The following is a 12,310-nucleotide window of genomic DNA, read 5'->3' as shown; positions in this document are numbered from 1 at the left end:
TTACAGACAGCGGCCAAATAAATCCAGAGCCAGCTGATAGCCCCGCATGGCTAATTGCGCATCGTAGCGTAAGCCTTCATCGCGCATAAAAGCGTGTTGTCCGTTGACTTCGTGCCAGCTGAAATTAAGCCCGGCCCCGCTCATTTTTTGATAAACCAAGGCGCGCCCCGCTGCAGGGATATGCGGGTCTTGTTTGCCCCAAAACATCATCAGCTCGCCAGAAATATCCGCCAGTCTGTCCATACTGTGCTGGCCTGGCTGGTTTGGAATCACGCTGGTATGCAGATCCGTTGCATAAAAGCAGGCCGTGGCTTTAACCTGGGGCTGCAAAGCGGCGCGAAACGCCAGATGGCCGCCAATGCAAAAGCCCATCGCACCAATTTGCCCGTTGCACCATGGCTGATTGGCCAGCCATGCAATCACGGCCTCGTTATCACTGTCATAGCCTTCTGCCGGTTTATTGGCTTTATCGCTATTGCCCTTATCGCTGCCCGCCTGATCGTAAGCCAGTACTGTGCCGGCAGGGTTCAGCTCATGAAAAATCTCCGGCACGACAACCGCATAGCCATGCCCGGCCATCAGCCGTGCCGAACGCTCGATCGGGCCGGTCTGCTGAAAAATTTCTGAATAAAGCAAAATCGTCGGGTAGGCTTTATCGCCTTCAGGACGATGCACATAGGTACGCATGATGCCGGTTGGTGTGGGCAGATCGACAATGTGTTTCTGAATAATCATGGTTTTTCCTGAGCGTAATAATAAAAACTAAAAAGGTCTGCAGACCAGCGTTTTCATAGGCTATTACATATTCGGATAATTTGGTCCGCCGCCGCCTTCTGGTGTAACCCATGTGATGTTTTGCATGGGGTCTTTGATATCGCAAGTTTTGCAGTGAATGCAGTTTTGCGCGTTAATTTGCAGGCGCGGGCCGCTGTCGCTTTTGATGATTTCATACACACCCGCCGGGCAGTAGCGGCTTTCGGGGGAGTTGTATTCTTTTAAGTTAACGCTGATTGCAAGGCTTGAATCGGCCAGGCGCAAATGGCAGGGCTGGTTTTCTTCGTGGTTCACGTTTGAGATATAAAGCGACGACAGCTTATCAAAGCTCACCTTGCCATCCGGTTTGGGATAGTTAATCGGTGTACATTCATTCGCAGGCTTCAGGCAGGCGTGGTCTGGTTTTTTATGACTGAATGTCCAGGGCAGGCGCACGCCAAAGCTGGCCAGCCACATCTCGAAACCACCGTACATTGAACCAAAAATATTGCCGAATTTTGACAAGGCTGGTTTGATATTTCTGACCTTGTCTAGATCCTGCCAAACCCATGAGGCTTTAATCGCTGCCGGATAGGCAAGCAGCTCATCGCTGCTGCGGCCTGCGGCCAGCGCTTCAACAACCGACTCGGCCGCCAGCATGCCGCTCTTCATGGCATTGTGCGTGCCCTTGATGCGCGGCACATTTAAAAAGCCCGCCGCACAGCCGATCAGCGCGCCGCCGGGGAATGTCAGCTCAGGAACCGATTGCAGGCCACCTTCAGAAATGGCCCTTGCGCCGTAGCTCAGGCGTTTGCCGCCTTCAAACAGGCCGCGAATACTTGGATGGGTTTTAAAGCGCTGAAATTCATCAAAGGGGCTGAGGTGCGGATTGCTATAGTTCAGATGCACCACAAAACCAACGGCTACCAGGTTGTCTTCTAAGTGATAAATATAAGAGCCGCCGCCAGTGCTGTTATCCAGCGGCCAGCCCTGTGAATGGCTGACAAGGCCAGGCTTGTGCTGGCCGGGCGCAACTTGCCACAGTTCTTTAAAGCCGATGCCGTATTTTTGTGTATCGGCGTGATCGCGCAAATTAAATTGTGCTTCCAGTGCCTTAGTCAGCGAGCCACGCACACCTTCGCCGATCAGCGTGTATTTAGCGTGCAGCTCCATGCCGGCGGCAAAATCAGCTTTTTGCTTACCCGCTTTATCCAGGCCCATATCGCCTGTGACCACACCTTTTACTGCGCCGTTTTCGTGGTAAAGCACATCGGCGGCGGTAAAGCCGGGATAGATTTCTACACCCAGACCTTCGGCTTGTTCCGCCAGCCAGCGGCAAACATTGCCCAGACTGACGATATACGCGCCATGGTTGTTCATCAGGGGGGGCAGCAGCGGGTTGGGAATGCGGAAAGCCTGATCTTCATCCAGCAACATAAAGCGATCGTCTGTGACCGGTGTTTTAAGCGGCGCACCCAGTGCTTTCCAATCCGGAATCAGCTCATCCAGTGCAATCGGATCAATCACCGCGCCGCTCAGAATATGCGCGCCAACCTCTGCGCCTTTTTCCAGAATACAGACGCTGATTTCCTGGTTTGCTTTGGCCGCTAATTGCTTAATGCGAATCGCCGCCGATAAGCCAGCCGGGCCAGCGCCCACAATCAAAACATCGTATTCCATCACATCGCGGGTGATTGCTTGCATGGGTGTTCCTTGTTGCATTGTATTGATCATATGGCAGGGCGTTTTCCCTGCAACAGGGCGCGCATTATCGCACAAGGCGAAGTCTTGTTGAGCGGCGGCGCTTTGCTTAGCGTCAAACTAAGTGGCAAACTCTTTGTCATTAATAAAGGAGATTGTATGCTGGAAATCATTCAGGCTGATTTATCTCATCCGCAGCATGCCGAGGCTGTGGTGTATTTATTAAATCAATATGCGCTTGATCCTATGGGGGGCCATCAGGCTTTGTTGCCTTTTGCTCAGACCAATTTAATTGCCGAATTAAAAAAACGCAGCACGGTACATATCGTGCTGGCGTTTAGCGATGGCGCACCTGCGGGCCTGGCGATTTGTATTGAAGGCTTTTCAACCTTTGCCTGCCAGCCGCTGCTTAATATTCATGATTTTGCGGTGCATCCTGATTATCGGGGGCAGGGGATTTCTAAGCGGATGATGGCTAAGGTGATCGAGATTGCGCGTGACCTGGCTTGTTGCAAAGTGACCTTAGAAGTACTGGAAGGCAATACGCCTGCTTATTCGCTTTATAAGACGGTGGGTTTTGTAAATTATGAGCTCAATCCCAAGCTGGGCCACGCGTTGATGATGCAGCTAAAGTTAGTGTAATGACTGAAGTTGCATCACTTCAGTGATCTGGGTTCAGGTGAGTGCTGTGTCATATCAGCTAATCGTTTACGCAACAGACTAAGGGCGCGTACCATGGCCGCCCTTAAGCCTTACAGGCAGGATAACAATATGAATGCTGGATTAACAGACGACGAATTTGAAGCGCTTAAAGAAGTAAGCCGTGGCATAAAAAGCAAAAGGCTTAGCCCTTTGGTGTTGAAACACGCCAAGCTTCTTTCGGGTCTGAAATATGTAGATTATGGCCGTAACGGCATTATGAAAATCACCGAAAGAGGCACGCAAACGCTGTTTATGAAGCATTGCATCGATGGTTTACGCAAAATTGCAGCCAATCCAATTGCGCTGCTGGATGCAAATGTTAAAGAGTTTTTGCTTAAGAAATCTCATATCAGCTCGATTGAAGGCGCAGTAGGCTATGAGATTACAGCTAAGGGCGCAGAGTCTTTGGCGGACATCGATGCACAGCAAAGAAAGTAGTTTTTTTATTCTGTGTTTTAAAGAGGGCTGGTCTTAGCCCTGATGAAATTTCATCCGCCGTGTCAGACAAATAAACGGTGCGCGACTAAAGTGCTTCTGATTCTTTTTAGGAGCATGGGTCATGCGCTATTTATGGGTTTTACTGTTTTGTTCTTATTGCTATGCAGAGCCGGCCCTGCCGGAGTTTACGCAGCGCAGCCCCGCGGCTTGGATTAACAGCCCGCCGCTCAAAGCAGCTGATTTTAAAGGCTCGGTGCTGCTGCTCGATATCTGGACGTTTGAGTGCTGGAATTGCTATCGCTCCTTTCCCTGGCTCAACGATTTATCTGCGCGTTTTGCCGGCAAGGGGCTGAAAGTAGTGGGCATTCATTCCCCGGAGTTTGATCGGGAGCGGGCGCCTGCTGCTGTGGCCGCAAAGGCGGCAGAGTTTGGTTTTAAGCATCCCGTTATGATCGATAATGATTTTGCTTATTGGAAAGCCCTGAATAATCAATATTGGCCAAGCTTTTATCTGGTTGATAAGCGCGGTGTGATTCGTCAGCGTTTTGTGGGGGAGACGCATCAGGGTGATGCTCAGGCACAAAAAATTGAAGCCGCGCTTAATGCTTTATTGCTGGAGCGGCCATGATGGTGCTGTGATTATGGGCTGGCGCAGCACAATCTGATCACTGCTTGTCACCCCCGCAGCCACTTCCTTGCAGCGCTCAATAAACAGCGCCATGCCCGGTGTGATGTATTTTTGCTTGTGCCAGATAAAGTGAAATTGCCGCTTAAAATCTAATCCCGCTACGGGAATTTCAACCAGGCTGCCGCGCCGGAAAGCTTCTTTTAAAGCCAGGCGTGAAATACAGGCAATGCCCATGCCGGATTCCACTGCGCGTTTAATTGCCTCGGTATGCTCCAGCGCCAGGCGGATATTAAGCTGGGATAAAACATGGCGCATGCCGTGCTCAAAGGTTTGCCGTGTGCCAGATCCGGTTTCACGGGCAATCCACGGCGTGGCCACCAGATCATCCAGTGTCACAACAGACTGATGGCTGAGCGGGTGATCTGGCGCGGCAAAAATCACCAGCTCGTCTGCCACCCAGGATTGCGCCGCTAAATCAGGATGCGAGCAATCGCCCTCAATCAGGCCAAAGTCCAGCTCGAATTCTGCAACTTTTTTAACAATATTGGCGGTGTTGTGTACGTCCAGATCGATACGGCAGCCGGGGTGGTTTTGCATAAATTCGCCGATCAAGAGTGTGGCAAGGTAATTGCCGATGGTCAGCGTTGCCCCGATACGCATCGGCCCCAGGCCTTCTTTGCCCTCAAACAAAGCTTCAATCTCACGGGCGCGATCAAGCAGCTCGATGGCGCGCGGTAAAATTTTGTGGCCCAGCTCGTTCAGTTGTAATTTTTTACCTATCCGGTCAAAGAGTTTGATCTGAAACTGCCGCTCAAATTCGGTGAGCGAGGTGCTGGTGGCCGACTGGCTCATGCCTAAATGCTCCGCCGCACGGGACACATTCTCTGCACGGGCCACGGCGGTAAATACTTCGAGCTGTCTGAGGGTGTAGTTCATGGGGTATCTGGCGATTTGCGGCGTTAAAATCTTAAAAGATCTGCAGGCACGTGAAACACAGGCAAATAGTGGGTTTAAAAGCTTAATGCCACTCGTTTTGCGGCCAGAGAAGTGTTTTTCCCGGCTTTTTTCGCAGTGTTGTCAGTGTCTTAAGATTTTTGCTTTGTTTATAATACATGCCTTTAAAGCATGTATATCTGGAAAATGGAATATCTTTATCAAAGATTGGTATTTACCAGATATTCTACCTTGCCCTACAATGTGCGGCAAATAGGAGGGGTTTATGAAGGTTCTCGTCGCGGTTAAGCGTGTAGTGGATTACAACATCAGGCCACGGATTAAGGCTGATGGCTCGGATGTGGATATTGCTGGCGTTAAGATGAGCATCAATCCCTTCGACGAAATTGCCGTAGAAGAAGCATTGCGCCTGAAAGAGCGCGGTGTGGTTACAGAAATTGTGGCCGTGACCATTGGCACTGCCGCATGTCAGGACGTTTTACGCCATGCCTTAGCGATGGGCGCAGACCGGGTGATCCTGCTTGAGAGCGATCTTGAGCTGCAGCCGCTGGGCGTGGCCAAATTATTAAAAGCAATTGTTGATAAAGAACAGCCAGGCCTCGTGATTTTAGGCAAGCAGGCGATTGATGACGATGCAGGTCAAACTGGCCAGATGCTGGCAGCCTTGATGAATGCAGGCCAGGGCGCGTTTGCTTCCAGTATTACCGTAGCGGATGGCGAAGCAGTTGTAGTGCGTGAAATCGATGGCGGTACAGAGACTGTGGCGCTTAAATTGCCAGCGGTGATTACTGCAGATTTACGCCTGAACGAGCCGCGCTTTGTGAAGCTGCCTAATTTGATGATGGCGAAGAAAAAACCAATTGAAACCATTGCTGCCAGTGATCTGGGCATCAATGCTGAGCCGCGCTTAAAGCTGCTTAAAGCTGCTGAGCCAGCAGAGCGTAAAGCCGGTATTAAAGTTGCAAATGTGGCTGAATTAGTCAGCAAGTTGCGTGAAGCAGGGGCGATCTGAAATGACTGTATTGATTCTGGCCGAACACGACGGCAAGCAAATTAAAAAAGCCACCCGCCAGGCCGTGACGGCTGCGGCGGCATGGAATGCGCCTGTGCATCTGGTGGTGCTGGGGCATAGTATTGATGCGGTAACGGCCGAAGCCGCAGCCATTGCTGGTGTCAGCGAAGTGATTCGTGTGGATGCACCTGCACTGGCGCATGTGCTGGCCGAAGATGTGGCTGCGCTGCTGCTTGATTTGGCACCAAAGTATCAGGTGATTTTAGCGCCGCATTCAGCCGCTGCAAAAAATGCCCTGCCACGCGTGGCCGCGCTGCTTGATGTCGCCATGATTTCTGATGTGATCAGTATCAGTGCACCAGCGACTTATATCCGCCCGACTTATGCCGGTAGTGTGCTCACTACGGTAGAAAGCAGCGATGCGGTGCAAGTTTTAACCGTGCGGGCAAGCAGCTTTGATGCCGCAGGCAATGGCCCCGCTGCAAATATTGTGGATCACGCTGCACCTGCTGCTCAGACACAAGCACGCTTTGTGTCTGCCACGCATACCGTGAGTGATCGCCCTGAGCTGGCTTCCGCTTCGGTTGTGGTAACAGGTGGCCGGCCGCTGGAAACACGTTTTGATGCGATTTTAAATCCGCTGGCGGCTAAGCTGGGCGCTGCCATTGGTGCAACGCGCGCTGCTGTGGATGCAGGCTACGCACCTAATGATATTCAGGTTGGCCAAACCGGTACGGTGGTTGCGCCTGAGCTCTATATTGCCGCAGGTGTATCGGGTGCAGCCCAGCATTTAGCCGGTATGAAAGACAGCAAAGTGATTGTGGCGATTAACCTGGACCCTGATGCAGCGATTTTCCAGGTTGCAGATTTTGGTTTAGTTGCCGATCTGTTCGAAGCCGTGCCTGAGCTGACTGCAGCGCTGGCTTAAACGTGTAGGGCGGGAGCAAGCCGCCAGCGTATTACATATTTAAAACGGCGGGTTCAAATCCGCCCTACGTTATTGAAAAGAGAAAAACATGAGCGCTTTTGCTACCGAACACGTGTTATCGGTTCGTCACTGGAACGATACGCTGTTCAGCTTTACGACTACCCGCGATGATTCGCTGCGTTTTGAAAACGGCCAGTTTGTGATGATTGGTCTTGAAGTGAACGGCAAGCCGCTGATGCGTGCTTACTCGATTGCCAGCCCGAATTACTCCGAAACGCTGGAGTTTTTCAGCATTAAAGTGCAAGACGGCCCGCTGACTTCCCGTCTGCAGCACTTGAAAGAAGGTGATCCACTGCTGGTTAGCCGTAAGCCAACAGGTACTTTGGTATTGAGCGATTTAAAGCCTGCCAAAAACCTTTATTACCTTTCAACAGGTACCGGTCTTGCGCCATTTATGAGCCTGATTCAGGATCCTGAAGCTTACGAGCAATACGAAAAAATTATTCTGGTTCACGGTGTGCGTACCGTGAGCGAGCTGGCGTATGCCGACTTCATCCAGAAAGAGCTGCCACACAATGAGTTCTTTGGTGAAGAAGTACAAAAGAAGCTGATTTACTACCCAACAGTGACGCGTGAGCCATTCCGTAACCAGGGGCGTTTAACTGATTTGTTTGAATCGGGTAAGCTGGAGCGCGATATTGGCCTGCCTCCGCTTAACCCGGAAACAGACCGTGCCATGCTTTGCGGCAGTCCGGCCATGCTGAAAGACACTTGCGCGCTACTCGATGCGCGTGGTTTCCAGGTGTCCAAGCGTATCGGCCAGCCTGGCGATTATGTGATTGAGCGCGCATTTGTAGAGAAGTAAGCGAGTTTTTATCCAATAGAAAATGGCCACATTGTGGCCATTTTTTTTTGCAGCTTGCTGAGCGCATTTTATGATTAGTCCAATATTGTCAGCATCCTGTTGATTAATTCACCATGAGTAGTCCGTATGTATATTGGAGAGCTAGCTAAGTTGACAGGCGCATCGCCCAAGGCCATCCGGCACTATGAGGTGCTGGGTTTGCTGGGGGCGGTACAGCGCTCAGGGGCATATCGTGTTTATGCTGATCGCGATGTGTTGTTGCTTCGTTTAATCAGGCAGGCTCAGGTGCTGGGTTTTAAGTTGTCTGAGCTGCATTTTTTAAAAAATAGCCAAAACCAGCCAGATTGGCAGCAATTGAAGCGCTTACTGGCCAGTAAGCGCTTAAGCATTGCCGCTGAAATTAAACATCTTGAGCAACTGGATGGCCAACTAGAGGCGCTTAGCCTGGAAATCAGCGCCTGCCCAGAAATACAGGCTAGCCTGGCAGATTGTTTTGCTTGACTCTGCCCCTGAGGGCAAGCTTTAGCATGTCCTTTTTTAGATAAAGGCCGTGCAATGAAAATCTTAGTGATTCTTGGTCATCCCTCCGCGGATAGTTTGTGCGGTGCTTTGGCCGGGGCCTATACACAGGCTGCGCTTCAGGCGGGCAAAGAGGTGAGGCAGATCAGTCTTGGTGATTTGCAATTTGATCCCGTGTTGCATCACGGCTATGCGCAGATTCAGCCACTGGAGCCTGATTTGCTGGCGGCGCAGCAAGCGCTGCTTTGGGCTGAGCATTTGGTGTTCGTTTACCCGATTTGGTGGGGAGCCATGCCAGCCTTGATGAAAGGGTTTATCGATCGAATTTTTTTGCCGGGATTCGCTTTTAAGTATCGTGCCAATTCATCGCTATGGGATAAATTGCTGGCAGGGCGTAGTGCGCATTTATTGGTGACTATGGATTCGCCACCTTGGTATTTTCGTTGGATTTACCGCATGCCCGGCCATCATCAGATGAAAAAAACCATTCTGGAGTTTAGCGGTGTCATGCCAGTGCGCATTTCTAGCTTTGGGCCTGTGCTGGGGTCTACCCTTAAACGGCGAGAGCAATGGCTGGCTGAGGTGCGTCGTGCTGCTGCGGCTTAGCTTAGGCCATTTTTCTTGCAAATATGGATTGCCTGGCCGCTTCACTTACAGCCAGTACCGCCGGATGAGTGAGCCGCCTTTCTACTGAAATAGCGTAGTAGTTCACCACTACGGATTTGATATGGCCGATCAGCACGGCTCCCTGTTGCTTTTGGATTTCTTCTTCCATGATGGCCGGGGCAGGAAACAGACCTGCTCCTGCTCTGCCAAATGCCTTCATCAGGGCGCTATCATCAAATTGTCCGATAATTCGTGGCTGAATATCTTGCTCCTGAAACCAGCGCAACAGCGGCGCTTGCACTGCTACTTTATCGCCCGGTAGCAGCAGTGGCGCGCCGTTGAGCGAGAGGGGAAACCCTTCGTGAAAGCGCGCGGCGAGTTTGGGCACAGCGTAGAGGGCAATGCCGCATTGCCCAAGTGAGTGGTTATAGCCTTTTACACCCAGCTCGGAGGGGAGCGGCTGGTCGGCGATGACTAAATCTAATTTATGAATGGCAAGCTCTGCGAACAAGCGCTCCAGTTTGTCTTCATAACAAATCAGCCGTACCGGATCGGCAAGGGCAATTGCGGGGGCGAGGAGCTGGTAAGCAATTGATTTGGGTACTGCATCTGCTACCCCTACCCGGAAGGTTTGTTCGGTATTGCCTCTTTTTAGTGTTTGCTCCAGCTCATTGCCAATCTGAAAAATCTCCCGCGCATGCTCGTTGGCCATTTCCCCGGCGGGGGTAAGCTCCAGGCGCCTGCCAGTGCGGCGGAATAAATCTGCGCCTAAAGAGCGTTCTAACTCGGCCAGCTGGCCGCTGATGGTTTGTGGGGTGAGGTGCAATTGTTCAGCTGCCCGGGTAATGCTGCCTGCTTTGGCGACGTTCCAGAAGTAATAAAGCTGCTTGTAATTGAGCATGCCGGGTTTTTTCCATCAAGTTTTAACGATCAATTCATCAAGAATAATCTGTTTTTATTTGTGTAAAAGCAAGGCTAGAATAAACAAACAAATTGTCCAGGCAGATTTATTGGCCAGCCGGATTCGTTTTCAATGACGTGTAAACAATCTTAAACCCGGAACGCTTAAGCATAAGTAAGGGTGAGCCCGCTAAAAATGACCGTTCGCAGATCTGAACTCAGGGCTTCTTAAAGTGCAGGGCTTAAACGCGGTAAGCTTACAACTAAACCTTTGCAGAGGTCGTTTTTTACAGAGTGCCTCTCTGTGCAATGGTTTGTGGGGAAGACTTGTTTCGTCAGGGTCGGTTATCGGTTAGTGGTTGAAAGCCGCGTTGTGTTGCATCAGAAAAAGGTGCCCGCGGCTTGTTTGCAGGACAAAAAAAATGAAAAGGATGGGGTGGTTTTTCTTAAGCAATCTGGCACTGATATTGTTGCTTGTATTTGCTTATCACTTTACCGGAGCAGATATCCATCAGTCTGCTTTGGGGTTTTTTGAAGTTTTAGTTGTGGTGTTGTTTGTCTCACTATTGAGCGCTTATTTTGCTTTTTTGTTTTCCAGATATAAAGCGAAGCAATCTTTGGAAAGCAAAATGCTGAATACACCAGGAAATGATGTAGAGGGCTGGTTGCTGGCTACGGTTGCAAAACAAGCAAGGCTGGCAGGCATTCCCCTCCCGGAAGTGGGAATTTATGATTCTGCAGATATGAATGCATATGCTTCTGGCGTGAGCCACAGCATGATTTCAGTGTCGAATGGCCTCTTGTTTTTTATGCCAAGGGCTGAGGCGGAGGCTGTGCTGGGGCATGAAATCTGCCACCTGGCTTACAGGGATATGCCAAAGCTGATTGCTTATCAAGGCGTGCTGAATCTGGGGGTTTTTTATTTATCTGTATTCAGCAGCTATGCTGTGTTTGCTCTCTTTCTGATTCAGCCGGACGAAATACTAAGGTTTATTGCCATGCTGTTTGCGGTTTTAGTGTTTAGTGTTTTATCCGCAGCATTACTGATGCGATTTTCCCGCCAGCTTGAATTTCGTGCTGATGAAGGCGGGGCAGGCTTATCGCAAAGGCCGGCAATGATTGCCGCATTAGAGCGTTTAAATGGCGAGCGCTACACGCCTTTGCCGGAAAAAATGGCTGTTTTTGGAATTAAAGGCAGCCTTGCCAGTGGGGTAAAACGAATATTTATGTCTCACCCCAGTTTGGATGAACGAATTAGCTTACTAAAGCGCCATGCTTAAATTTTAGATTTGATGTAAGTATTTGTGGGTTTTTTTCTGTGTTTTATCAATGGGAGTCTTAGCGTGAATGCAGCAGTTTCAATTGGCGAGCCGTGGATGTGGGGGGCGTTTATTGCCTTTGTACTGGCGATGCTGGCCCTCGACTTATTTGTGTTTGGTGGCAGCAAAGTCCACAAGGTCAGCGTTAAAGAGGCTGCAAGCTGGTCTTTGGTATGGATTAGCTTAGCACTGCTGTTTAATGCCGGTATGTGGTGGTATTTAACGGGCACAGCAGGCGCAGAAATTGCCGACCGTAAAGCCTTAGAGTTTTTTACCGGCTATCTGATAGAAAAATCGCTTTCTGTTGATAATGTTTTTGTCTTTTTGTTGATCTTTACAGCATTTAATGTTCCGGCCGAATTTCAGCGCCGCGTGCTGGTTTATGGTGTATTAGGTGCGCTGGTGATGCGGGCGGTGATGATTCTGGCTGGCGCATGGGTCGTTCAGGAATTTAGCTGGGTGCTGTATTTGTTTGGTGCATTCTTAGTCATTACAGGGGTTCGTATGCTGTTTGTGGCAGAAGAAGAGCCTGACATGACCCAAAACCCGGTGCTTAAAATTGCACGAAAATACTTGCGTGTGACCGATGATCACCATGGCGAAAAGTTTGTTGTTAAGAAAAATGGTATCCGTTATTTCACGCCTTTGTTCTTAGTGCTGGTTTTGGTTGAAATCTCAGATGTGGTTTTTGCGGTTGATTCTATTCCGGCTATTTTTGCGATCACAACCGATCCGTTTATTGTCTTTACCTCAAATATTTTTGCCATTCTTGGCCTGCGTGCTTTGTATTTCCTGTTGGCCGATATGGCTGACCGCTTTCACTTGCTGCAGTATGGCCTGGCGCTGGTGCTGACTTTTATTGGTACAAAGATGCTCATCATGCCTTGGTTTCATATGCCGATTGCGATCTCTTTAACTGTAGTTACGGTGCTCATTGCAGGGAGTGTGGTTGCCAGTCTTTATGTATCGCGTAAGCCTGATTGAG

General features: G+C 50.1%; 14 protein-coding genes. 10 read left to right on the top strand and 4 right to left on the bottom strand.

Translation table 11 applies throughout. The features are described 5' to 3' along the window. Together HA050_RS10505 and HA050_RS10500 are read right to left on the bottom strand one after the other, a co-directional pair. Nucleotides 1-735, bottom strand: a complete 735-nt coding sequence (locus HA050_RS10505; RefSeq protein ID WP_166825589.1) for a dienelactone hydrolase family protein — start codon at nt 733-735, stop codon at nt 1-3. 63 nt (nt 736-798) lie between these two features. Beyond that, complete coding sequence (locus tag HA050_RS10500) at nt 799-2,457, bottom strand: electron transfer flavoprotein-ubiquinone oxidoreductase (protein ID WP_240929039.1); 1,659 nt, start codon at nt 2,455-2,457, stop codon at nt 799-801. A gap of 156 nt (nt 2,458-2,613) precedes the next feature. On the opposite strand from HA050_RS10500, the gene HA050_RS10495 reads away from it, so the two are divergent. The 3 genes from HA050_RS10495 (at nt 2,614) to HA050_RS10485 (ending at nt 4,222) form a co-directional block, all read left to right on the top strand. Continuing rightward, entirely contained in the window at nt 2,614-3,096 is a 483-nt protein-coding gene (locus HA050_RS10495; RefSeq protein WP_166825587.1) for a GNAT family N-acetyltransferase, read from the top strand. A 129-nt stretch (nt 3,097-3,225) separates the two neighbouring features. After that, entirely contained in the window at nt 3,226-3,594 is a 369-nt protein-coding gene (locus HA050_RS10490; protein ID WP_166825584.1) for a hypothetical protein, read from the top strand. Between the two features lie 121 nt (nt 3,595-3,715). Beyond that, complete coding sequence (locus tag HA050_RS10485; protein ID WP_166825582.1) at nt 3,716-4,222, top strand: redoxin family protein; 507 nt, start codon at nt 3,716-3,718, stop codon at nt 4,220-4,222. On the opposite strand, the gene HA050_RS10480 is transcribed toward HA050_RS10485, so the two are convergent. Continuing rightward, the gene (locus HA050_RS10480) at nt 4,202-5,158 is read right to left on the bottom strand and encodes a LysR family transcriptional regulator (RefSeq protein WP_166825579.1); all 957 of its coding nucleotides are present in this window, start codon (nt 5,156-5,158) and stop codon (nt 4,202-4,204) included. The genes HA050_RS10485 and HA050_RS10480 overlap by 21 nt on opposite strands. A 283-nt stretch (nt 5,159-5,441) precedes the next feature. Between HA050_RS10480 and HA050_RS10475 the strand changes: the two genes are divergently transcribed. From HA050_RS10475 to HA050_RS10455, 5 genes are all read left to right on the top strand, one after another. Then, entirely contained in the window at nt 5,442-6,188 is a 747-nt protein-coding gene (locus HA050_RS10475) for an electron transfer flavoprotein subunit beta/FixA family protein (protein ID WP_166825578.1), read from the top strand. A 1-nt stretch (nt 6,189) separates the two neighbouring features. Beyond that, a complete protein-coding gene (locus tag HA050_RS10470) occupies nt 6,190-7,116 on the top strand; it encodes an electron transfer flavoprotein subunit alpha/FixB family protein (protein ID WP_166825576.1) in 927 nt (308 codons plus the stop codon). Between the two features lie 88 nt (nt 7,117-7,204). Further along, on the top strand, nt 7,205-7,981 hold the full coding sequence (locus tag HA050_RS10465; protein ID WP_099399176.1) for a ferredoxin--NADP reductase: 777 nt from the start codon (nt 7,205-7,207) through the stop codon (nt 7,979-7,981). Between the two features lie 126 nt (nt 7,982-8,107). Then, on the top strand, nt 8,108-8,482 hold the full coding sequence (locus HA050_RS10460) for a MerR family transcriptional regulator (protein ID WP_166825573.1): 375 nt from the start codon (nt 8,108-8,110) through the stop codon (nt 8,480-8,482). A 54-nt stretch (nt 8,483-8,536) separates the two neighbouring features. Next, the gene (locus tag HA050_RS10455) at nt 8,537-9,106 is read left to right on the top strand and encodes an NAD(P)H-dependent oxidoreductase (RefSeq protein ID WP_166825571.1); all 570 of its coding nucleotides are present in this window, start codon (nt 8,537-8,539) and stop codon (nt 9,104-9,106) included. 1 nt (nt 9,107) lies between these two features. On the opposite strand, the gene nhaR is transcribed toward HA050_RS10455, so the two are convergent. Continuing rightward, nucleotides 9,108-10,007, bottom strand: a complete 900-nt coding sequence (nhaR, locus tag HA050_RS10450) for a transcriptional activator NhaR (RefSeq protein WP_166825568.1) — start codon at nt 10,005-10,007, stop codon at nt 9,108-9,110. A 421-nt stretch (nt 10,008-10,428) separates the two neighbouring features. Here nhaR and HA050_RS10445 point away from each other — a divergent pair, with 421 nt between their 5' ends. Continuing rightward, nucleotides 10,429-11,286, top strand: coding sequence for a zinc metalloprotease HtpX (locus HA050_RS10445; RefSeq protein WP_166825565.1), 858 nt, complete (start codon nt 10,429-10,431; stop codon nt 11,284-11,286). A gap of 96 nt (nt 11,287-11,382) precedes the next feature. Then, nucleotides 11,383-12,309, top strand: a complete 927-nt coding sequence (locus tag HA050_RS10440; protein ID WP_166826394.1) for a TerC family protein — start codon at nt 11,383-11,385, stop codon at nt 12,307-12,309. The last annotated feature ends 1 nt before the right edge of the window (nt 12,310 follow it).

This window comes from Iodobacter violaceini, assembly GCF_011601265.1.
In the GTDB taxonomy this organism is placed as follows: Bacteria; Pseudomonadota; Gammaproteobacteria; order Burkholderiales; family Chitinibacteraceae; genus Iodobacter; species Iodobacter violaceini.
This window is presented reverse-complemented; position numbering and strand designations above follow the sequence as displayed.